Annotated in this window: 17 protein-coding genes; 13 read left to right on the top strand and 4 right to left on the bottom strand. The window is 73.0% G+C overall.

The genetic code is table 11. The features are described from left to right. Positions 1 to 44: 44 nt before the first annotated feature. Entirely contained in the window at positions 45 to 2,885 is a 2,841-nt protein-coding gene (locus AB0C28_RS18235) for a BTAD domain-containing putative transcriptional regulator (protein WP_358075802.1), read from the bottom strand. Between the two features lie 168 nt (positions 2,886 to 3,053). Between AB0C28_RS18235 and AB0C28_RS18230 the strand changes: the two genes are divergently transcribed. The 6 genes from AB0C28_RS18230 to AB0C28_RS18205 all read left to right on the top strand — a co-directional run bounded on the left by AB0C28_RS18230 (position 3,054) and on the right by AB0C28_RS18205 (position 10,058). Next, entirely contained in the window at positions 3,054 to 4,295 is a 1,242-nt protein-coding gene (locus tag AB0C28_RS18230) for an ATP-binding protein (protein ID WP_358075799.1), read from the top strand. After that, complete coding sequence (locus tag AB0C28_RS18225; protein WP_357855650.1) at positions 4,288 to 5,442, top strand: hypothetical protein; 1,155 nt, start codon at positions 4,288 to 4,290, stop codon at positions 5,440 to 5,442. Before AB0C28_RS18230 ends, AB0C28_RS18225 begins: the two co-directional genes overlap by 8 nt. Continuing rightward, the gene (locus AB0C28_RS18220) at positions 5,439 to 6,140 is read left to right on the top strand and encodes a response regulator transcription factor (RefSeq protein WP_358075796.1); all 702 of its coding nucleotides are present in this window, start codon (positions 5,439 to 5,441) and stop codon (positions 6,138 to 6,140) included. The genes AB0C28_RS18225 and AB0C28_RS18220 overlap by 4 nt, the downstream gene beginning before the upstream one ends. A 211-nt stretch (positions 6,141 to 6,351) precedes the next feature. Then, entirely contained in the window at positions 6,352 to 6,846 is a 495-nt protein-coding gene (locus AB0C28_RS18215) for a GNAT family N-acetyltransferase (RefSeq protein WP_358075793.1), read from the top strand. A 351-nt stretch (positions 6,847 to 7,197) separates the two neighbouring features. Continuing rightward, positions 7,198 to 8,862: a SpoIIE family protein phosphatase gene (locus AB0C28_RS18210; RefSeq protein WP_358075790.1), complete on the top strand. Its 1,665-nt coding sequence runs from the start codon at positions 7,198 to 7,200 to the stop codon at positions 8,860 to 8,862. Then, complete coding sequence (locus AB0C28_RS18205) at positions 8,859 to 10,058, top strand: cobalamin B12-binding domain-containing protein (RefSeq protein WP_358075787.1); 1,200 nt, start codon at positions 8,859 to 8,861, stop codon at positions 10,056 to 10,058. The genes AB0C28_RS18210 and AB0C28_RS18205 overlap by 4 nt, the downstream gene beginning before the upstream one ends. A gap of 48 nt (positions 10,059 to 10,106) precedes the next feature. Here the strand turns inward: AB0C28_RS18205 and AB0C28_RS18200 are convergent, their stop codons facing one another. The 3 genes from AB0C28_RS18200 to AB0C28_RS18190 all read right to left on the bottom strand — a co-directional run bounded on the left by AB0C28_RS18200 (position 10,107) and on the right by AB0C28_RS18190 (position 14,250). After that, positions 10,107 to 11,384: a glycosyltransferase gene (locus AB0C28_RS18200; RefSeq protein ID WP_357855636.1), complete on the bottom strand. Its 1,278-nt coding sequence runs from the start codon at positions 11,382 to 11,384 to the stop codon at positions 10,107 to 10,109. Further along, the gene (locus tag AB0C28_RS18195) at positions 11,381 to 13,597 is read right to left on the bottom strand and encodes a glycoside hydrolase domain-containing protein (protein WP_357856372.1); all 2,217 of its coding nucleotides are present in this window, start codon (positions 13,595 to 13,597) and stop codon (positions 11,381 to 11,383) included. The genes AB0C28_RS18200 and AB0C28_RS18195 overlap by 4 nt, the downstream gene beginning before the upstream one ends. A 101-nt stretch (positions 13,598 to 13,698) precedes the next feature. Continuing rightward, positions 13,699 to 14,250, bottom strand: a complete 552-nt coding sequence (locus AB0C28_RS18190) for a GNAT family protein (RefSeq protein WP_357855633.1) — start codon at positions 14,248 to 14,250, stop codon at positions 13,699 to 13,701. Positions 14,251 to 14,446: 196 nt separating this feature from the next. On the opposite strand from AB0C28_RS18190, the gene AB0C28_RS18185 reads away from it, so the two are divergent. From AB0C28_RS18185 to deoC, 7 genes are all read left to right on the top strand, one after another. After that, complete coding sequence (locus AB0C28_RS18185; RefSeq protein ID WP_358075784.1) at positions 14,447 to 15,445, top strand: substrate-binding domain-containing protein; 999 nt, start codon at positions 14,447 to 14,449, stop codon at positions 15,443 to 15,445. A gap of 63 nt (positions 15,446 to 15,508) precedes the next feature. Continuing rightward, positions 15,509 to 16,561 (top strand): galactitol-1-phosphate 5-dehydrogenase, encoded by a 1,053-nt coding sequence (locus AB0C28_RS18180; RefSeq protein ID WP_357855627.1) that lies wholly within the window; start codon positions 15,509 to 15,511, stop codon positions 16,559 to 16,561. Positions 16,562 to 16,563: 2 nt separating this feature from the next. Then, entirely contained in the window at positions 16,564 to 18,072 is a 1,509-nt protein-coding gene (locus tag AB0C28_RS18175; RefSeq protein WP_358075781.1) for an FGGY-family carbohydrate kinase, read from the top strand. A gap of 28 nt (positions 18,073 to 18,100) precedes the next feature. Further along, positions 18,101 to 19,042, top strand: coding sequence for a sugar-binding transcriptional regulator (locus tag AB0C28_RS18170; protein WP_357855621.1), 942 nt, complete (start codon positions 18,101 to 18,103; stop codon positions 19,040 to 19,042). Continuing rightward, positions 19,039 to 20,529, top strand: coding sequence for a sugar ABC transporter ATP-binding protein (locus AB0C28_RS18165; protein ID WP_358075779.1), 1,491 nt, complete (start codon positions 19,039 to 19,041; stop codon positions 20,527 to 20,529). Before AB0C28_RS18170 ends, AB0C28_RS18165 begins: the two co-directional genes overlap by 4 nt. Then, positions 20,526 to 21,530 (top strand): ABC transporter permease, encoded by a 1,005-nt coding sequence (locus AB0C28_RS18160; protein WP_357855615.1) that lies wholly within the window; start codon positions 20,526 to 20,528, stop codon positions 21,528 to 21,530. Before AB0C28_RS18165 ends, AB0C28_RS18160 begins: the two co-directional genes overlap by 4 nt. After that, positions 21,523 to 22,443, top strand: coding sequence for a deoxyribose-phosphate aldolase (deoC, locus tag AB0C28_RS18155; protein WP_358075776.1), 921 nt, complete (start codon positions 21,523 to 21,525; stop codon positions 22,441 to 22,443). The genes AB0C28_RS18160 and deoC overlap by 8 nt, the downstream gene beginning before the upstream one ends. Positions 22,444 to 22,454 lie beyond the last annotated feature (11 nt).

Below are 22,454 nucleotides of genomic sequence, written 5' to 3'. Positions count from 1 at the left end.
GCCCGAGGATCGGGCGCCTGAAGATCCCTGAAGATCTCTGAGGATCAGGCGCCCGAGGGCGGGAGTTCGGCCAGCAGGGCGCGTACGTCGTGCGCGTCGGGGAGGCGCTGCCGCTCCAGGATCTCCAGCGCCTCCGACAGGCAGGCCCGGCCCCTCGCGGCCCGGCCCAGCTCGATCAGCGCCCGGCCGAGCAGGGCGAGCACCCGACCCCTGGCCCACACCTGAGCCACCTCCGACAGCATGGCCAGGGCCTCCTCCGCGCGTTCGACAGCGCTGTCAGGCAGGCCCGCGCGGAGGTGGATCTCCGCGATCCGGCGCAGCGCCAGCCCCACCCAGGTGTGCTGCTTGAGCCGGCGGAACTCCGCCAGGCACTCCTCGAAGCGGTCGAGCGCGTCGTCGTGGCGGCCGGCCGCGCCGAGTGCCACGCCGTACTGGTAGACGATCTGCGGATGCGGCCGGCCCTCCCCCAGGTCACGCGAGATGCCGACAGCCGTCTCCGCGACCTCGACCGCCTCCTCGTGTGAGCCTGCCTCACTGAGCACGAGCGCCAGGTTGCCGAGCACGACGGCCTCTTCCGAGCGGTGGCCGAGCGAGCGCCAGACCTCGATCGACTCGTGGTACATCGCGGCCGCCTCGTCGTACTCCCGCCGCTCGTGCGCGATCATGGCCAGCAGGTTGACCGCGTAGGCGTGGTGCAGGGCCAGCCCGCCGGCCCGGCCGGCCACGCGTACGGCCATGCCCTCCTCGACCGCCGCCTCGATCGCCCTGCGGGCGTGCAGGATCTCGCCGCGCTTGCGCCGGGCGTACACCTCGGCGGCCAGGTCACCACGGGCGGACGCCGCCTCGATGGTCCGGCCCACGACCCGCTCGTAGACGGTCGTGTCGGACTCGAAGTCGAAGACGTCGGTCATCATGTCGATCAGCGAGACGGCGTCGTACAGGGCCGATCCCGGCGTCTCGGCGATCTGGTTGAGGCAGCAGAGCATGCCGTACTCCTCGGCCGTCCCCCATTCGAGACCCGCCTCCAGGTCCGCGAACGCCGGGCCCTTGCCGGTCACCCTGACCGTGTCGAGCAGCGGCGCGCCGGGGTACATCATCCCGAAGATCTCCGCCATGTTGGTGAGGAAGTAGCCGAGCATCCGGTCCATCGCCACCCGCCGCGACTCCTCGTCCAGCCGGCAGCGGGCGAAGATCTTGAGCAGGTCGTGGTGACGATAGCGGCCGGGGGCGGGCGACTCCAGCAGGCTCACGTTCACCAGGGCCTCGCAGAGCTCCTCGGCCTCCGCCTCGTCCATGTCGAGCACGGCCGCGGCCACCGCCACCGGCAGGTCGGGCCCGTTCGGCGCGGCCAGCAGCCGGAACGCGGACGCGTGCGCCTCGTCGAGCTGGTCGTAGCCGAGCGCGAACGTGGCCTCCACGGCCAGGTCGTCCACCCGCAGCTCGGCCAGCCGGCGGCGTTCGTCGGCCATCCTGTCGCGCATCCTGGCCAGGCTCCATCCGGGCCGCGCCGCGAGCCGGGAGGCCACGATCCTGATCGCCAGCGGCAGGTGCCCGCAGGCCCGCATGAGGTCGTACGCGGCCTCGCGCTCCGCCGCCACCCTGGGCTCGCCGACCACCTTGACCAGCAGCTCCATCGCCTCGTCTGGAGGCATGACCTCCAGATCGACGTGGTGGGCGCCGGACAGACCGGTCAGCCTGGCCCTGCTGGTCACCAGCACCGCGCAGCCCGCCGCGCCGGGAAGCAGCGGGCGCACCTGGGCCGTGCTCGCCGCGTTGTCCAGCACCACCAGCACCCGCCGCTCGGCGAGGGTCGAGCGGTAGAGCGCGGCCCGCTCGCCGGGGTCGTCGGGCAGCGACGCGGAGTCCACGCCCAGCGCGCGCAGGAATGCCCCCAGCACGGCCTCGGGCGCCAGCGGACGCGGCCCGGCGCCCTGGAGGTCCATGAAGAGCCGGCCGTCGGGGTAGGCGTCGGCCAGCCCGTGCGCGACGTGCACGGCCAGGGCGGTCTTGCCCATGCCGCCCGCGCCCGCCACGGCCGCGACGACGAGCGCGGACCCGTCGGCCGCGAGCAGGGTCCTGGTCACCTGCTCGATGTGCGCCTGCCTGCCGGTGAAGTCCGCGGTGTCGGCGGGCAACTGGCGCGGCACCGGCGTGGCGGGCGCCCTGTCGTCCTGGGGCCCGGCCCCGAGCTCCGGATCCGCGGTGATGATCCGCTGGTGCAGCCGTACCAGGTCGGCGGACGGGTCGAGGCCGAGCTCCCCGGCCAGCAGCTCGCGGGTGTCGGTGAACACCCCGATCGCCTCCGCCTGCCTGCCCGAGCGGTACAACGCCAGCATCAGCAGGCCGGCCAGCCGTTCCCTGGTGGGGTGTTCGGCGCAGAGCGGGGTCAGCTCGGCCACGGCCTCGGCGTGCCTGCCCTGCTCGACGTCCTCGCAGATCCTGCGCTCCAGCAGGGTGAGCCGCCGCTCGGCCAGGTGGGCCCGCTGCGCCTGGGCGTAGGCGCCCTCCAGGCCGGCCAGCGGCTCGCCCTGCCAGAGCGCGAGGGCCTCGCCGTACCTGCCCTCCTGCGCCAGCCGCTCCATCGCTGCCAGGTCGGACGTGGCGGAGTCGAGGGCGTACCCGTGCCCGGCGGAGACGATCGCGTCGGCGCCGAGTGCGGCGCGCAGGCGGGAGACGTAGGTACGCAGGGTGCTGAGGGCGGTGCGCGGACGCCGGTCGCCCCAGACGGCGTCGAGCAGCAGGTCGTGGCCGACCACCCGGCCACGGGCCAGCAGCAGCGCCGCCAGGACCAGCCGCTGCTGGGGCGAGCCGAGATCGACCTCGGCCCCGTTCCGGCGGGCGCGTACAGGGCCCAGCACCGACAGCCACAGCTCGGGTTCGCTCACCGGCAAAGGCAAGCAGTTAAGCGTGATGATCGGGATCGATTCCACCGAATCGTGACCTGGTCACTCGGGAAGGCCTCTGCGACGAATGTGGCGTTCGTCCGGCTTCGGGAGATCTTGATTTGGCTAGGCTGCGTTCCTGCGGGGGACGGCGATCGGGCGGAGGACGAGGTGGCGGAGGAGGCGGCGCGGCTGCTGACGCGCTTCGGCCGCCGGTACGCGGCCGCCGTGCGGCTGGCGACGCTCGTCCCGATCTGCGGGATCGCCCTGTTTCGTGCGCCGCCCGAGCACTTCGCGGCCACCGGGGTCATGGTCGCCGTCGCGTTCGTCTGGACGTGCGGCTACGCGTGGTGGCTGCGCGCGGGGCGGGGCAGCCTGCCGGTGGCGCTCGACGTCCTGGTGCAGCTCGGGCTGTTCGGCGGAGTCTTCTGGACGGACGCCGTCGCGGACACCAACACCGGCTGGCTGCGGCTGCTGGTCACCTTCTTCTGCGTGACGTGCCAGTGGCACACCACGCCGCTGGTGGGCGGCGTGGCGGCGCTCGTGGCCGGCGGCGGAGCGGTGGCCGTCCTGGCCGCCGCCTCGGCGGCGACGGAGGATCCCGACCCGACCCTGGTCACGGGGACGATGTGGGCGGTGCCCGCGGCAGGGCTGTCCAGGGCGGTCTGGACGCTGGTCCGGCGCGCCGCCGCACGGGCCGACCGGATGGCGGACGAGGCCGCGCGGGCCCGCGCTCGGTCGCTGGTCGCCGCGGCCGTCCGCGCCGAGGAACGCGAGCTCGCCAACTCCCTGCACGACACGGCGGCGACGACCCTGCTGATGGTCGGCATCGGGCAGGTGCGCTCGGACGCCGGCTGGCTCGCCCCGCAGGCCCGCCGTGACCTGGACAGCCTGCGTACGGGCAGCGCCTGGGCCCCCACGCACCCCGGCCCCGCCGACCCGCCTCCCGGCGAGACGCTCACCCCCGGGCACTCCGGCCCGACCTCCAGAGGCTCCGGCCCGGCCTCCGGGGAGGCGGTCGCCGGCGAGCTCATGGATCTGGTCGGGATGCTACGCGCTGACCTGGAGGTGGTGCGGCTGAGCGTGGAGTTCGAGGCGCCCGCGCGGCTGCCGCTCCCGCCCGGCGTCGCCGCGGCCGTCGCCGGCGCGGCGCGGGAGGCCCTCGCCAACGTCCGCCGCCACTCGGGCACGAGCCGGGCGACCGTACGGCTGAGCGGCGACGGCGAGCGGCTGCGGCTCGACATCGCCGACGAGGGAAAGGGGTTCCGCGTGCGGGACGTGCCGCTCACCCGGCACGGCGTCAGGGAGTCCGTACGCGGCCGGATGACCCGCGTCGGCGGCTCGGCGGACATCGTCTCCGCTCCCGGCGAAGGCACCCTGGTCCGGCTGGAATGGCAGGCGCGGCATGACTGACGCCACCGAGGAGCAGACCAGGAACCAGCTCGGCCACGGCCTGCGGATCGCCACCGCGACCGTGGCCGTGGCGATCGTGTTCGGACTCGGTCTGTCCAACCTGCTGCGCCACCTGGACTCCTACGAGCCCGCGTTCACCCAGTGGGCCGCGCTCGCGATGCTGGGCGTGCCGCTCGCGGGCGAGATCCTGCTCCTGGTCCGGCGGCGCCCGTGGGGCCGGACGCGCCGGGCCGCCGTCGCCCTGGTGCTCGCCGCGTCGGCGCTGTCGTACGCGACGCAGCCGGACGATCGCACCGCGACGGGCGTGGACTGGATCTTCGGCGCCGCCAACTGGGTGGGCCTGGTCGTGCTGCTCGACCGTCCGCTGCGGATCGCCGGGGCCTTCCTGGCCGCCCACGAGTTCCTCGCGCTGCTGCACCTGCTCCTGCTCGACGGCCCCAGCCGGGGTGCGCTGGCCCGGTTCGCGACCGGCTCGGTGACCGTGATCGGCTTTCCGCTGTGCGTCGCCGTGTCGGCCGCCGCCCTGCACGGCCTCAGCGCGGCGGCCGCGGCCTCCCAGCAGGAGGCCGAGCGGGTACGCGTCGCCGAGGCCGTCGCGGCCGAATCCCACCGGCGCAGGCGGCAGCGGCTCGCCGAACTGTCCACGTCCGCGATCCCGCTGCTGGAAGGGCTGGCCGACGGCTCGCTCCGCCCCGAGGACGCGGCGGTCCAGCGGCGCTGCGCGATCGAGGCGGCCAGGATGCGGCGGCTGTTCGCCGAGACCGACGCCGTCGCCGAACCCCTCATGCACGAGCTGCGCCACTGCGCCGACGTGGCCGACCGCAAGGGCGTGGTGGTGGAGCTGGAAGCACGCGGGCAGTGCCCGCCGCTGCCCGTGGCCGTCCGTCGCGATCTGACCGAGGCGGTGCTCACCGTGCTCGCCACCGCCGTCTCCCACGCGCGGGTCACCGTGGTGGCCGGCCCGGAGCTGGTGTCGGTCAGCGTCGTCGCGGACAGCGGCGAGGTGGAGCTGCCCGGCCCGGCGACTCCAGGCGTCCTCGTCGAGGCGTTGCACAACGACGACATCGTATGGCTGGAGGTCCGATGGCAACCGAGCATGGAACCGACGGGGGGACCGGTCGCGCGGCACAGTCTCCGACCCCTGTGAACGACGGGACGATCACCGCGGTCATCGTCGACGATCACGCGGCCATCGCCGCCGGGGTCCGGTTCTGGTGTGCGCAGGCGGTGCCGCCGATCGAGCTCGTCGACGCGCGCGACCGCCTGGCCGACGTCTGGACCGGCCCGGGGGCCGACGCCGACGTGGTGATCTTCGATCTGGAGCTGGTGCCGCACCGGCCCGACTTCGGCGAGCTGCGCAGGCTGGTCGACAGCGGCCGGCGGGTGATCGTCTACTCCCAGCACACCGACGACGCGACCGCGATCAAGTGCATCGACCTGGGCGCGCTCGCCTACCTGACCAAGCGCGAGGGCCCCGAGCACCTGGTGCCCGCGATCCGGGCCGCCGCGCGGAGCGAGTCGTACACGGCGCCGTCGCTGTCAGGGGCGCTCATCACCGACGACTCCCCCGACCGGCCGCGCCTGTCGCAGCGGGAGACCGAGGTGCTGCGGGCGTGGTTCGTGTCCTCGTCCAAGGAGCTCGTCGCCGCCAAGCTCAACATCACTGTCAAGACCGTGGACACCTACATCACCCGCGTCCGGGTGAAGTACGCCGATGTGGGGCGGAGTGCCCGTACCAAGAGTGAGCTGGTCGGCCGCGCGCTCGACGACGGCCTCATCACCCTCGCCGAACTGAACCGCACCGCCCCTCCAGAATCCGGCCCTCCAGAATCCGGCCCTCCGTGAGCCGGCCCTCCGTGAGCCGGCCCTCCAGAATCCGGGCGGACGCCGCCCGTGCGATAGGCTGCCCCGGCACGTGACCGCGTCGGCAGGGGAGGTTGATGAATATGGCTCGCCGAGAGCTTCGTCGGCATGCCCTTGACCGGGTCGCGCGAGTCTGAGAAGCGGCTCGCCGGCAGCGTCCCGGTCGTCATTCGACAACGACCAGGAGTGTCACGTGTCCACTTTTTTCATAACCGGTGCGGATCTGACCACCGACCGCCTCGTGCTGCGTCCATGGCCCGCCGGTGACCTCACCGCCGTCCTGGACGGCAGCCGCTCCGCCATTTGGGCGGACGACTTCCCCGCCGAGGGCGACCGTGTGATCGCGGGCGTCATCCACGGGCAGTCCGATCTGGTCGGCGCGTACGGCCACCGTCAGATCGTCGAACGCGAGAGCGGGCTGGTGATCGGCTCCATCGGCCTGTTCTGGCCGCCGAGCGACGGTGTCGTGGAGCTCGGGTACGGGGTCGTGCCCTCGCGGCGCGGCCTCGGCTACGCGTCGGAGGCCACCCAGGCGCTGGTCGAGTTCGCCCTGACCGCGCCGGAGGTCTCCGTCGTGCGGGCCACGGTCGAGCTGACCAACCCCGCCTCGGTCCGCGTACTGGAGAAGGCCGGCCTCCGTCGCACCGGCGGTGACACGGCGACCGCCGAGTACCGCAGCGTCCGGTAAACGACGCTCTGCCGGGCAGCGGCGCCCTGGGTTGCGGCGCCCTGCCCGATCACGGCGCTCTGCCCGGTTGCGGCGACTCGGGCTGTGATGGCGGCTCCCCTCCCCCTCAGAGAAGAGCCGCCATCCCATCCTCCCGAGATCGGCGCGCCCTGTGCCGATCACCTGCTGGGAGACCGTATCCGGCGGCGGTATGCCGGAAGTATGCGCACAGGCGGCCCGGCCGCCACGAGCACGGCGGGTACCCGCAGCCGGGAAAGGGACGGCGAAGATGCACAACGGAGAGACAAGCAATGGCTAACCGCCTGTAATGTGGCGACTACCCAGGTTTGTCGGGGGCAGAGCAGGGGCCGGATGATGTGGGAGGACTCGCCGTACCCCATGCTGACGATCGACGCCACGGGTGTCGTCGCGCAGGCGAACGAGGCTGCCCGGCTGCTGCTCACCGGCACGACGGACGGTGAGCGGATGCCACGGACCGCACCCGACTGGCTCACCCGCGCCCACGGCGGGTCCCACGACGGGCCCCACGACGGGCCGCGCGCGGTCGAGGGCGAGATCGGCGGGCGCACCTTCCAGGCCCACCCCGTCCACTCCGACGGCGACCACGTCGTCTGGTGGCTCGTGGACGTCACCGAGCAGCGGCCGGAGGTCGCGGCGCGACCGGCCGAGCGGGAGTGGGGCGCGTGCATGGTGGAGGCCGCGAACGAGCTGCTGCCGTCGCTGAACCTCGATCGTTGCCTGGACTCCGTCGCCCGGCTGGCCGTCCGGTACCTGGCCGACGCCGCGTTGGTCGTGCTGCCGCTGTCCGGCCGTAAACAGCTGCTCACCTGGTACGAGCCGGACCGCGGCGTGCGGCGCGAGAGCGTGAGCGCCGACCCGCGGACGGCGCCGGGGCTCGCGGAGGCCCTGCAGTCCCTTCCGCCGGAGTCCGTCCACTGGATCGACCCGGCCGAGCTGCCCGCCTGGCTGCTCCCCCACCGGCCCGGCGAGCAGGGGGCCGAAGCGGTGACCGCCCTGCCCGGCGAGGGGTCCGTGGCGGTGACCACGCTGCCCGGCCACGGGCTGCCCGTGGGCGCGCTGGTGCTGCTGCGCCACGGACGCCCGGCCGGGTTCGCGGCCGGTGAGCAGGCGTTCGTGCGGCTGTTCACCGCACTGGCCGGGTCGGCGATCTCGGCCGCCCGCCTCTACACCGAGCAGGTGACCATCACCGAGGTCCTCATGGCCGAGTTGCTGCCACCGCCGACGCCACGGCTGCAGGGGGTGGAGCTGGCGGCGCTCTACCGGCCGGCGGGACCGGCCGAGCGGGTCGGGGGCGACTTCTACGACGTGCACGCCGTCACCGGCACGGGAGGCGAGTCGCTGGTGGTCCTCGGGGACGTGGCCGGCAAGGGGCTGGAGGCCGCCGTGCTCACCGGCCGCATCCGCAACACCCTGCGCGCGCTGCTGCCCCTGGCCGACGATCACCGGTCCGTGCTGGAACGGCTGAACAGCGTGCTGGTCAACGATGGTGATCCGACCCGTTACGTCACCCTCGTACTGGTCTCGTTCGAGCGGCACGGTCGGCGGGTCGCGCTGCGGGTGACCAGCGCCGGACACCCGCCACCACTGATCATCAGGAACGACGGCCGCGTCGAGACGGTCCCCGCCGAGGGCACGCTGATCGGCGCGATCGAGGAGGTCTCCTGCGTCACCACGCCCGTCGTGCTGGAGCCGGGAGAGACGTGCCTGCTCTACAGCGACGGCATCATCGAGGCCAGGGGCGGCCCGCTCGGCCAGGAGTTCTTCGGCGAGGAACGACTGTGCGAGCGGTTGCGCATGTGCGCGGGCATGCCGCCGGAGGCGCTGGCGGAACGCGTCCAGATGCTGGCCTCGCAGTGGGTCGGCGGTGGCGAGCACGACGACATGGCCGTCGTCGCCATCACCGCTCCCCGCGACGCCCCAGGCAACGGGCCGCCCCAGAAGAGGTCAACGCAGAACACGTCAGCGCAGGGGACGCCGACCGGAGGAACGTGGTGAAGGACGACATCGAGGAGCGGGCCGAGGCGTTGTGGGCGGCGGCGACGGCCGGCGACGAGTACGCCGCCACCGGTGTGGCGATGGCCGCCCTCGACGCCGGCGTCCCCATGGAGACGTTGCTGCTGGACATCGTCGCGGCGGTGCAGTCGCGCGTCGGCCACGAATGGGCGGCCAACCGGATCACGGTGGCCCAGGAGCACACCACGACCGCCGTCAACGAACGCGTGCTCACCGCCCTCGCCGACCGCACCACCGAACGCATCGCCGACCAGGCGGCGGGGTTGGGGCGGGTGGCGGTGGCGTGCATCGACGGTGAGTGGCACGCGTTCCCCGCCCGGCTGCTGACCGAGGTGCTGCGGACCCGGGGATGGGACGTGGACTACCTGGGCGCGCAGGTGTCCACACCGCAGTTGGTCGCGCACCTGCACCGGACGAACCCCGACGTGGTGGCCCTGTCCAGCTCGCTGGCCGTCCGGCTGCCCGCCGCGCACATGGCGATCACCGCGTGCCGGGCGGCGGGCATGCCGGTGCTGGCCGGGGGTCCCGCGTTCGGGGCGGACGGCTGCTACGCCCGCCTGCTCGGGGCCGACGCCTGGGCGCCCGACGCGCGGGCCGCGGCCGACCTCCTGGCCGCAGGGCCGCTGCCCCTCCGCGGCCGTACCGTCCAGGACGACCTGCCGCACCTGGACGGCCGCGAGTACAGCCACGTGACCCGATCCGCCCCCGACCTGGTGCGAGCCGTCCTGGACGACCTGACCCGGCGACTCCCCGAGACCGCGTCCAGGAACGAGCAGCAGACCGAACCGCGAACGGAACAGCAGGCCGCGCAGCAGGCAGGACCGCGAACGGAACAGCAAGCCGCGCAGCAGACCGAACCACGAGCTGAGCAGCCGGCGGAGCACCGGCCGACGCCCGGGCAGGGCGGGCGGTGGTTCGAGCAGACCGCCGAGGAGGTCGCCCACATCGTCGACTTCCTGCGGGCCGCCCTGTACGTCGAGGACCCCGAGATCCTCTCGTCCTTCGTGCGCTGGATGGCCGACACGCACGAGGCGCGTGGCGTCTCCCCCGCCCTGCTGCGGTCGATGCTGGAGTCGCTGGCCGCCCGTCTCACCGACTTCCCGCACGCCGTCGGCGCGCTCTCCCGAGCCGAAGCCGCACTGCGCCTCCCCCACCACACCGAGCCGCCCGGCGCATGACCAGACGGGCGACGGCGACCGTCCGGCCACCGGCTCGACGGACGCGGCTCAGGCGACTTCGACGGCGGGTTGCGGCCGCGGGAACAGGTCGTCGAAGACCGCCGCCCGGTCGAAGCGCATCGCGCGGGCACGGGCGCGCCGTTCGAGGTCGTCCCGCTCGGCCGGGGACATGTCCAGGACCACCCGGTCGAGGGCCGCGGCCAGGCCGGTGACGTCCTCGGGCGCGACGATGACGGCGGTGTCGCCGACCGCCTCTAGGGTTCCGCCCGTCATGGTGGTGATGATCGGCCCGCCGCCGGCCAGCATCTTCTCGGCCAGCGCGATCCCGAACGTCTCCACGAACTCGGGCACGGGCTTGGTCGGCAGGACGTAGGCCGCGCAGCCGCGCATGAGCAGCGCCTTCTCCTGGTCGTCGACGTCGGTCATGAAGACCACCCGCTCGTCGCCCGCGGCCATCGCGCGTACCTGCTCCAGATCGGGCCCGGTGCCGGCGACGACGAGCTTGACCCGCGACCGGCAGCGCGTCCTCGTGAAGGCGGCGATCAGGTCGTGGACACCCTTGGCCCGGGTCACCCGGGACAGGAAGAGCACGTATCCGTCACGTGAGAGGCCGCGTCGTTCGAGCGCGCCGTCCAGCCGCGCGGGGTCGTCCAGGCCGAGGAAGGCGGAGGAGTCGATCGGCGGGTAGCTGACGCTGACGCGGCGCCGGCACTGCTCGGCGAACGTGGTGCCGCATCGGGCGTCCACCTGCTCGGCGGAGGCGATGATCTCCTGCCGGGTGTATTCGGAGACGGCGACGACCTCGTCGTTGGCCAGGAACGTGGTGAACAGCACGGTCGCCGCCCCGAACCGGCCCTCCCGCAGGCATGACCGGATCACGTTCGTCACGTCGGAGCCGACCGCCTTGGCCACGGTCCGCACGTCGGGCGCGAACCCGGCCGCGCGTGCCGCCGCCACCGCGTCCACGACGACCGCGGTGTGCGGCGCGAGGTACATGGACAGGCAGACCGTGGGCACCGGCTCGGCGAGCAGCTCGACGAGCCGGCCGGTGAGCCCGGCCTGGTGGCGTCCGTCGGGAACCCGGTAGTCGCCGACCGCGTCCGGCCGCTCGACGGTGATCCCGGCGCTGTACGGCAGCAGCCGGTCCAGCGGCTTGAGCGGTAACCCGGCCGCCTGGAGCGCGGGAATCGGCCAGGTCAGCAGTCGTACGTCGGTGAACCCGCGGGTAAGGGCCACCTCGGCGAGATTGCGCGCCTCGCCGGAGTGGCCGCAGATGACCGGATCGGCCCTGACCACGATGACGAGACGGCGAGGGGGGTGGGTCATCGCGTTTCCTCCGGTGTCGCGGGCGGATGGGAGAGGGAGGGCGGGCGGACGTCGCGCCCCCACGCCGACGGCTCCGGCCCCAGCCGCAGGTGCAGCCGGCCGCCGCGATGCAGCGTGGTGGCGCTCAGGTGGGTCGCGTGCAGGGGCTCGCCGTTGAGCGTCGCCGCCTGGACGTACTGCGCCGGCGGGTCGCGGTCGAGGCCGTCGGCGCCGATCGGCGTCTCGCGGTGCCCGCTGGTCTCGATGACGAACTCGTTGTCACCGGCCCTGAGCACGGCCCGGTCGAACGCGGGCGCGTTGACGAGGAACAGGTTCTGCCCGGCGACGGGGAAGAGCCCCAGTGACGCCCAGACGTACCAGGAGCTCAGGCCGCCCGAGTCGTCGTTGCCCGGCAGCCCGCCGGGCCCGGTGCCGAACTGCCAGGTCAGCGCCGCCTGCACCACCTGGGCCGTGCGCTCGGGCCGGCCCGCGTAGTGGTAGGCCCACGGCGCCTCCATGTCGGGCTCGTTGTTCAGCCCCTCGAACCGGTTGAGCGCGTAGCCGGCCAGCATCTCCGCGGGAAGGGGGCGCCGGCCCGGCTGCCGCACCGGCGGGGCGCCGAACCCGAAGAAGCGGTCGAGCTTGCCGGCGAACGCCTCGTCGCCGCCGGCCAGGGCGATCCGCGCCGCCATGTCGTGCAGCAGCCGGAAGGAGTAGTTCCACTTGCCGCCCTCGTAGAACTCCGAGTCGCGCAGCAGCCCGGTGCCGGGGTCGAAGGCGTTGGACCACCGGCGGGCGCGGTCTTCCAGATCGTCGGCCAGGCCGCGGTCGTTGAGCGCTCTGGCGACCTGCGCCGTGCAGTGGTAGGCGTAGGCTAGGTCGAGGGTGTGCGTGATCGGGTGCACCAGCCCGTGCTCGAAGAAGTCCTCGCCGTACATCCGGCGCAGGTCGCCGACCATGTGCACGAGCGCCCAGTTCCAGTCGAAGCTCTCCCGGCCGAGCGCGTGGGCGTCGGCCAGCGCGGTGTGCACGAGCGCGCTGGCCTGCCGGAAGAACCGGTCGGCGCCGCGGGCCATGCGGTAGCCGATGGGGAAGTTGCCCTCCTCCTCGCACACCCTGATCAGCGATTCGAGCAGGTCGGCGGCCCGGCCGGGGACGATGGCGGCGAGCAGGGGGAGCTGCGTCTTGTAGATGTCCCACATGGTGCAGACGTCGAACGCGAACGGCCCCGAGGCCGGCCAGAACGGGCTCTCGTCGTCGGCGATGCACGGCTTGACGAGCGCGTGGTAGAGCGCGGTCGCCATCACGGTACGCCGGGCCGGGGTACCGCCTTCGACCTGGACCCGGCCGAGGTGGTCGGCCCAGCGTGCCCTGGTACGCCCGCGTACGGCGTCGAAGGCGGGCTGGGCGGCCCCGCACTCGCGTTCCAGGTTCCGCCGGGCCTGGTCGCACCCGCGCAGCGAGAATCCGAGCCGCACCTCGATGGTCTGTCCCGCCGTGGCCGGGCCCATGAAGAGCAGGCCGAAGGGCCGCAGGGTGGTGTGCCGGATGCTGTCGAAGTCGAGGCGGGTGCCGCCGTCGATGAGGCGCCGGTCGTACCAGAGCATCTGCCGCCAGCCCGGGCTGTCGACGTCGACGCAGACCGACAGCGGGACGCCCTCCATCACCACCGTGGCCTGGGCCCGGCCGTGCCCCACGCTCTCGACCTGCGCCCGCAGCGGCACGGTGCGGCCGAGTTCGATGTCGAGGCCGCCGCAGGACAGGTCGACGACGACGCGGGCGCTGCCGTGCTCGGGGAAGGTGTAGCGATGGACGGCCACCTTGGCGCCGACGGTCAGCTCGCAGCGGATCCCGGTGTCCAGGGTGGCCGCGTAGTAGCCCGCCTCGGCCACCTCGTCGCGCAGCGGCCACGCCTGGCCGAGCACGTCGAGTGCCTGCACCATCGGGGTGACCCGGACGTAGTTGTAGTACTTGCGGATCGCGCCGGTGCCGGACTGCTGGAAGTGGGTGAAGCCGGACGCCTGCAGCCGCTCGTACATCTCCTCGGGCACGCCCTCGGTGTTCTTGGCGTAGCGGCCGTAGCCGGTGGGGTAGGCCCCCGAGTAGGCGCAGGCCGACACCATGCCGAGCGGCGACGTGGCGCCGGGGTGGGTGTTTCCCACCTGCGGTTTCGGCCACCACCAGGTGGCGGCCAGACCGCGGGCGCGTGGCAAGTCGGTGGCCGCTGTGCCGATGAAGGGGTCAACGTTGTCCAGGATGCGGGGACTCTACCCAGCGTCACCTCACCGTAGGTTTCGCCGAGATGAAATCCTGTCCCACGAATCCGTCCGGCGGGTCAGCGGCGGGCCCGCCACTCGGGCGCGAGGACCGACCAGATCTCCACGTCCGCCCGTACGCCCCGGTGCGGATAGCTCTCGCGCAGCACCCCGTCCCTGGTCATGCCGAGCCGCCGGGCCACGGCGATGCTGGGCCCGTTGGCCGCCGAGACCATCCACTCCACGCGGTGGATGCCGCGCTCCTCGACGGCCCAGTCGATGATCACGCGTACGGCCCTGGTCACCAGCCCCTTGCCCGCCGCCGACGGCTCCAGCCAGCAGCCCGCCTCCGCGTTGCCCCGCGGGACGTCCATGGTGCGGAAGATGACTCCGCCGACGAGTTTGGCGTCGGCCCAGATGCCGTAGATGCGGGCGGTGTCGTCCACGGCCTTGAGCGCGTAATCCCGCAGGAAGTCCCGCGCCGACTCCAGGTCCTGGATCCGGTCGGGCAGCCCGACGTGCCGGCCGATGAACTCGCGCCCGCGCTCGATGTGGGCCAGGAACTCCCCGGCCTGCCACGGTTCGAGCGGGCGCAGCTCAGCGCCGTCGTCACCCAGGGACACCGCGAACATCACTCATCTCCAAAGATCGTCCAATAGGCGTACGGAAGTAACGTACGCCGCCGGTGACCTCCGGGGCCTCCGCTTTTACCGCCGGCCAGAGCGACCTTCGCACCCGTGCTCATATGAGCAAAATGTGGCTCAAGTGTTGCGATCAGTTTAAAAGCCGACTTACGGTGCGTTACCTACGTCACATACGGAGGCCCCTATGAGTGCATTCCGGTCGTTCTCAATCCCTGCCCTGCTCCTGGTCACCGCCTTGACCGCGTGCTCGGTGTCCACCTCCCCCGGTGGCTCAACCGATAGCTCCACCGGAGCCTCCGGGCAGAAGGACGACGGCCCCGTCGCCATCGGCTTCAGCCAGGCGACCCAGCAGTCCCCCTTCTACGTACAGCTGCGCGAGGGCGCCGAGGCCGCCGCCAAGAAGGCCGGTGGAACGCTCTATTTCGCCGACTCGGGCGGCGACGTCACCAAGCAGAACAACGACATCCAGGACCTCATCACCCGCCAGGTGGACGTCCTGCTGATCAACCCGGTCGACCCCAAGGGCGTCCAGCCCGGCATCGCCGCGGCCAAGGCGGCCGGCATCCCGGTCGTGACCGTGGATCGGCCGGTGCCCGAAGGCGCGGTCGCGCACGTCGGGCGGGACAACAAGGCGATGGGCGCGCTCGTCGGCAAGCGGCTGAGCGAGCAGCTCGGCGACAAGGGCGGCACCGTGATCGAGATCCGCGGTGACGCGGGCGGCGCGGTCGCGCGGGACCGCAGCGCCGGCTTCCACGAGGCCGTGGCGGGCAACCCCAAGATCAAGATCGTCGAGGGACCGTACTCGGACTACGTGCGCTCCAAGGCCGTCACCGCGATGCAGGACCTGCTCCAGGTCCACCCCGACGTCGCCGCCGTGTACGCGCACAACGACGACATGGCGCTCGGCGCGCTCCAGGTGCTGAAGGAGAACGGCAAGGACAAGGTCCTGGTCGCCGGGGTCGACGGCCTCATGGAGGCGGTCAAGCAGATCCCCCAGGGCCAGTACGTGGCCACCGCGCTCAACGACCCCATCTCCCTCGGCTCCAAGGCCGTCGAGACGGTGCTCAAGGTCCAGAAGGGCGAGCAGGCCGAGCCGAACATCGATGCCGGCACGGCGCTGATCGACACGGACAACGCGGCCGAGTACGCGGGCTCCGGCGAGTTCGCCCAGGCGACCAAGTAAAGCCCGGCAACCCACCAAAGCCCGGCAACCCAGGCCAGGCAACCCAGTAAGAAAGGCGCAAGGATGTCGGAAACCATGCAGGCCGCGGTGCTCCACGCCCCCGGCGACATCAGGGTCGAGCAGGTGCCCGTGCCGGAGCCGGGGCCCGGCGAGGCGCTCGTCCGCGTCGCGGCCTGCGGGGTCTGCGGCTCGGACGTCCCCCGCATGCTGCACGCGGGGGCGTACCACTTCCCGATCATCTGCGGCCACGAGTTCTCCGGCCACGTCGTACGGCTCGGCGCGGACCTGGCCGCCACCGGCCGCGTCCGCGAGGGCGACCTGGTCACGGTGCCCCCGCTGATCCCCTGTCACGCCTGCGAACCCTGCAGCCAGGGCCACTTCAGCCTGTGCAAGAACTACGGCTACTTCGGCAGCCGCCGGGACGGGGCGTACGCGCAGTACGTCACCGTCCCGGACGAGAACCTGATGGTGCTGCCCGCGGACCTCGACCCGCGCGCGGCGGCCATGCTGGACCCGGCCGCGATCGCGCTGCACGCCCTGTGGCGGACGAAGATGCGCGGCGGCAAGCGGGTCGCGGTGGTGGGCGCGGGCCCCATCGGGCTGTTCGCCGTGCAGTGGGCCAGGCTCGCCGGGGCCGCTGAGGTGCTGGTCGTCGAGCTGAACGAGCAGAAGGCGGCCATGGCCACGGAGGCGGGCGCCACGCACACCGCGACCAGCGCCCAGGCCGCGGCGGAGACGGCCGGTGACGGCTACGACGTGGTCATCGAGTCCGCGGGCGTGCCCGCCACCGTCGACCAGGCCGTGGCGCTGGCCGCCAGGCACGGCGAGGCCGTGTTCATCGGCATCCCGCACGAGCCCGTGGTGCTGCCCAAGGCCACGTTCAGCTCGTTCCTGCGCCGCGAGGTCACCCTGCACGGGGCCTGGAACTCCTTCTCCGCGCCCTTCCCCGGCGACGAGTGGCGGGTGGCGGCGCGGTCGCTGGCCTCGGGCGACCTGGCCTGGAAGTTCATGATCACGCACGAACTGGGGCTGGACGCGCTGCCCGAGACGATCGCGAGCCTCGGCGACCGCTCGATCTTCAGCTCCAAGGTCCTCTTCCTGCCGAACGAGGAGTGACGATGGCTGCCTTTCTCGCCCTCGACCTGGGGACCGAAGGCGCCCGCGCGGCGGTCTACGGCGTCGACGGCACGCTCATGGGGTCGGGCGCGGATTCGTACCCGACCCGGTTCCCCCGGCCCGGCTGGGCCGAGCAGGATCCGGACGACTGGTGGCGGGCGGGCGCGCACGCCGTCAGGCAGGCGCTCGCCGAGGCCGGCGGCCCGGAGATCGACGGGGTCGCGGTGGCGACCACGGCCTCGACGGTGGCCGTGCTCGACCGGGACGGCCGCCCGCTGCGGCCGGCCCTGCTCTGGATGGACGGCAGGGCCGGTGAGGAGTCCGAGCTCACCGCCGGCACCGACCATCCGGTCCTGCGCTACTCCGGCGGCCGCGACGCGGTCGAGTGGCTGGTGCCCAAGGCCATGTGGCTGGCACGGCACGAGCCCGCCACCTACCGTGCCGCCGCCCACATCGTCGAGGCGGTGGACTACATGGTCTGGCGGCTCACCGGGCGGTGGGCGGGCTCGCGGATGAACGCGGTCTGCAAGAGCAACTACGACCCGCGCGGCGCCGGTCATCCGCACGATCTGTACGAGGCGCTCGGCATCGGCGACCTGGCCGCCAAGCTGCCCGACGAGATCGTGCCCGTAGGCGACCCTGTGGGGCCGTTGGGCGCGCGGGCCCGCGCGGAGCTCGGCATCACGGGGCCGGCCACCGTCGTGTCCGGCGGGATCGACGCGCACCTGTCGCTGCTGGCCGTCGGCGGCGGGCACGAAGGGCAGGTGTCGATCGTGTGCGGCACGTCCAACGCCTTCGTCACGGAGGTCGCCGAGCCGGTCTTCCCCGCCACCGTGTGGGGGCCGTACCCGGACGCGCTGCGCACGGGCCGCTGGCTCGTCGAGGGCGGCCAGGTGAGCGCGGGCTCCGTCCTGGCGTGGACGGGCGAGGGGCTCATCGGCCGGCCGCGCGCGGAGATCGGCGGGCTGATCAAGGCGGCGGCGGAGCTGCCGCCGGTGGAGCACGGGCTGATCGTCCTGGACTACTTCATGGGCAACCGCACGCCGCTGCGCGACCCGCACCTGCGCGGCGCGGTGCTCGGCCTGACCCTGGCCAGCACGCCCGAGCAGGTCTACCGGGCGGCGGTGGAAGGCGTCGCGTACGGCACCCGCCAGGTCGTCGACTCCTTCACCGACGGCGGGATCGCGGTGGACGAGATCTTCCTGTCGGGCGGCATCCAGCACAACGAGCTGTGGCTGCAGACCACCGCCGACGTGCTCGGGAGGCCGGTCCACCTGGTCAGCGGCGACAACCTCACGCTGCGGGCCTGCTCGGTGCTGGCCGCGGCCGGCTCGGGCCGGCACGGCTCGCTGGCGGAGGCGGCGGCGCATTACGCGCCCAAGGTGCGCACGGTCGAGCCGGTCGCCGGGAACGTGGCGGCCTACCGGCACGGCTACGCCGACTACCGCGCCGCCACCGCCGCCACGACCGGCATCTCCCACCGCCTCAGTGGGAGGAGGCCGGGCGCATGAGCCGCGACGATCGCAGGAGGGTGACCGGATGAGCGACGACGACCAGCTCTACCAGGTGGCCGTCCGCTACTACGAGGCCGGCGAGACCCAGGAGCAGATCGCCACCGCGCTGCACCTCACCCGCTGGAAGGTGGGACGCATGCTGGCCGAGGCACGCGAGGTCGGCATCGTCCGCATCGAGGTGCTGCACCCGCGCTCCCGCGTCCGCACGCTGGAACGTTCACTCAGGGAGCGCTTCGGCCTGCGGGACGCCGTCGTGGTCGCCGCGGTCGGCGGCGACGACGCCGAGCAGATGCGCGACCGCGTGGCCGCGGCGGGCGCCGAGCACCTGATGGAGATGCGGCCCGCGCCGAGCCTGATCGGCGTCTCCTGGGGCCGCACACTCGACCGGCTGGCCGGCGGGCTGACCCCCGGCTGGGCCACCGGCGTCAACGTGGTGCAGATCAACGGCGCGCTCAGCCGGTCGCGCCACCCCACCAGCGCGCACAGCATGGCCAGCCTGATGGCCCACCACGGCGGCGGCACCGCGACGCTGCTGGCCGCCCCGGCGATCCTGGAGCAGGAGAGCACCCGCGCGGTGCTGGAGAGCGACCGGGCCATCGCCGACGTGCTGGCCCTGGCCGCCCGGGCCGACCTGTTCCTGTTCAGCCCAGGCGGCATGGACAGCGACTCGGTGCTGGTGGACTCGGGCCAGATCGACGCCGCCCACCTGGCCAGGCTGGCCGGGGCGGGCGCGGTCGGCGACGTGCTGGGGCGCTTCATCGACGCCGAGGGCAGGATCGTCGATCCCGCCCTGGACGGGCGCACGCTCGGGCTCTCCCTGGACGTGCTGCGCTCGGCCACCACCTCCGTCGCGCTGGTCAGCGGCGCGGCCAAGCGCGCCGTGTGCCGGGCCGTCGTCTCCAGTGGCCTGTGCGACGTGCTGATCACCGACGACCACAACGCCCGCCATCTCCTGGAGGCCGCATGAGCACGGAACGCCTGCGCATGACCGGGATCGTCAAACGTTTCCCCGGCACCGTCGCCCTGGACGGCGTCGAGCTGGGCGTGCGTCCCGGCGAGGTGCACTGCCTGCTGGGCGAGAACGGGGCGGGCAAGAGCACGCTGATGAAGATCCTGTCGGGCTCGTACCGGCCGGACGAGGGGTCGATCCTGCTGGACGGGGAGCCGTACACGCCCGCCACCCCGCACGCGGGACTGGCCGCCGGCGTCGCGGTGATCTACCAGGAGCTGGACCTGCTGCCGGACCTCACCGTGGCGCAGAACCTGCTGCTGGGCCGCACGCCCAGGCGGGGCCCGTTCGTCCGCAGGGCGGAACGTGCGCGGCTGGCCCGCCGGGCGCTGGACCGGGTCGGCGCCCGCTTCCCGGTGACCGCGCGGGTCAGGGACCTGCCGATCGCGTCCCAGCAGCTCACGGCCATCGCCAAGGCCCTGACCGCGGACGCGCGGGTGATCGTCATGGACGAGCCGTCCGCCACGCTCGGCGAGAGCGAGTTGCTCGCCGTGTTCGAGGTCATCAGGTCCCTCGTCGCGGAGGGACGGTCGGTGATCTTCATCTCGCACCGGATGGACGAGGTGATGGAGATCGGCGACCGCGCGACCGTGCTGCGTGACGGCCGCGCGGTCGGCGTCTACGACCTGGCCGTCACCGGCGCGGACGAGATCGTCGCGGCCATGATCGGCGAGGCCGGGGAGCTCGTGGGCGCCACCGACAGGCCCGCTCCCGAGGGCGAGCCGCTGCTGAGCGTCGAACGCGTGCACGTACCGGGCCTGCTCGACGTGCGCGGCATCGAGGTGCGGCCGGGCGAGGTCGTCGGGCTCGCCGGGCTCGGCGGCGCCGGCCGCACGACGCTCCTGCGGGCGCTGTTCGGCGACGTCAAGGCCCAGGTCTCGGCCCGCCTGGACGGCCGTCCGCTCAAGGTGGGCAGCCCGGCCGCGGCCGTGCGGGCCGGGCTCGCGCTGGTGCCGGAGAGCCGCAAGGAGCAGGGGCTGATGCTGGGCCTGTCGGTGAGCCGCAACGCCGCCGTCGGCGCGCTCGGCAAGGCGCCGTGGCTGCTGCCCGGCCGGCTCGGGCGGCGCCTGACCGCGCCCGCCCTGGCCGACCTCGGCGTCAGGTCAGCGGGGCCGGGGCAGCTCGTCGGCCAGCTCTCCGGCGGCAACCAGCAGAAGGTGGTGCTGGCCAAGTGGATCACCCGCGGCGGGATCAGGGTCCTGCTGCTTGACGAGCCCACGCGCGGGCTCGACGTGGGCGCCAAGGCCGACCTCTACCGCCAGGTGCGCCACCTGGCCGACCAGGGCGTGGCCGTCCTGCTCGCCAGCAGCGAGCTCAACGAGCTGACCGCCAACGCCGACCGGATCCAGGTCCTGTACGAGGGCCGCAACGTCGCGCGCTTCGATCCCCGGGTCAGCGCCGAGAACGTCATCGCGCACACCGTCATCACAGGAGCGACACCATGACCGCATCCATCGGATCCTCGGTGACCACGGCCACGGGGGAACGCGGCACGCGCTCGCGCCGCGGCGCCGACCTGATCGTCAAGTCCAATCTGCTGCTGGTCTTCCTCGGGCTGTGCGTGGTCGCCTCGCTGCTGGCGCCGCAGTTCCTCACCGGCCGCAACATCGCCAACCTGCTGCAGCAGTCGTCGCTGACCGGGATCGTCGCCATCGGCATGACCATGGTGGTGCTGACGGCGGGCATCGACCTGTCCGTGGGCAGCGTGGCGGCCTTCGGCGGGATGACGGTCGCGCTGCTCATGACCTCGGGCGTGCCGGTCCTGCCGGCGATCCTGCTCAGCGTGGTCGCCGGGGCGGCGTTCGGCGCGTTCATGGGCGGGATGTCGGCGTACCTGACGCTGCCGTCGTTCATGACCACGCTGGCCGGGCTCACCGCCGTGCGCGGGCTCACGTTCCTGCTGACCGACGGCAAGCCTGCCGAGGCCGGCGGGTCTGAGGCGTTCCAGCTGCTCGGCGGCGGGTTCATCGGCTACGTCCCGATCGTCGGGATCATCTTCGTGGTGGTCACCCTGCTCGCCGCCGGGATCCTGCGCGGCACCACGTTCGGCGAGTACGTCTACGCGGTCGGCAGCAACAAGGAGGCGGCCCGGCTGTCCGGGCTGCCGGTGCGCGGGGTGATCACGACCGTGTTCGCCGTGTCGGGCGGGCTGGCCGCGCTGGCCGGGGTGCTGCTCACCTCCCGCCTGACGGTGGGCCAGCCCACCGCGTTCAACGGGCTGGAACTGGACGCCATCGCGGCCGTGGTGCTCGGCGGCACGAACCTGTTCGGCGGGCGAGGCGGCGTGTTCGGCACGTTCGTGGCGGTGCTGCTGCTGTCGGTGCTGCGGAACCTGTGCAACCTGCTCGGCCTCGGCTCCTTCTTCCAGATGGTGGTGACCGGTCTCATCCTGCTGGTCGCCCTCGTGCTCAACCTGCTCATCGAAAGGCGTGGCGCCCGTGCCTGACACCCTGCCCGGCTCGCTTCGGGGTTATCTGCACGGACTGCCCGGTGTGGACGAGGTCGGAGTGGCCCGCAGAGCCGCCGACCTGTCCACCCGGTCGATCAAGACGACCGCGAAGCGGCAGGCGATCGACCTGGCCATCCGGATGGTCGACCTGACCACGCTGGAAGGCTCGGACACCCCCGGCAAGGTACGCGCGCTGGCGGCCAAGGCCGTGCGGCCCGATCCCGCCGACCCCACCGCGCCCTCGGTGGCCGCGCTCTGCGTCTACCCCGACATGATCGCCACGGCCGCGCAGGCGCTGGCGGGCACCGGCGTCGGGCTCGCCTCGGTCGCCACCGGTTTCCCCGCCGGGCGTACGTCGCTGGAGGTCAAGCTGGCCGACACCCGCGCGGCGGTGGCCGCGGGAGCCACCGAGATCGACATGGTCATCGACCGCGGGGCGTTCCTGGCGGGCGACTACGGCAAGGTCTTCGACGAGATCACCGCCGTCAAGGAGCAGTGCGGCCAGGCGCATCTGAAGGTCATCCTGGAGACCGGCGAGCTGGTCACCTACGACAACGTGCGCCGGGCGTCCTGGCTGGCGCTGCACGCCGGGGCCGACTTCATCAAGACCTCGACGGGCAAGGTCTCCCCCGCCGCCACGCTGCCGGTCACGCTGATCATGCTGGAGGCGGTCAGGGACTACCGGGCCGCGACCGGGCGGCAGGCCGGGGTGAAGCCGGCCGGCGGCATCCGTACCACCAAGGACGCGATCCGCTACCTGGTGCTGGTCAAGGAGATCGCCGGGGACGACTGGCTGGACCCCGCCTGGTTCCGGCTCGGCGCGTCCACGCTGCTGAACGACCTGCTCATGCAGCGCACCAAGCTCGCCACCGGGCACTACTCCGGGCCCGACTACTACACCATCGACTAGGGAGAGGCGTG

Source organism: Nonomuraea sp. NPDC048892 (assembly GCF_040649735.1).
Taxonomy (GTDB): Bacteria; Actinomycetota; Actinomycetes; order Streptosporangiales; family Streptosporangiaceae; genus Nonomuraea; species Nonomuraea maheshkhaliensis.
This window is presented reverse-complemented; position numbering and strand designations above follow the sequence as displayed.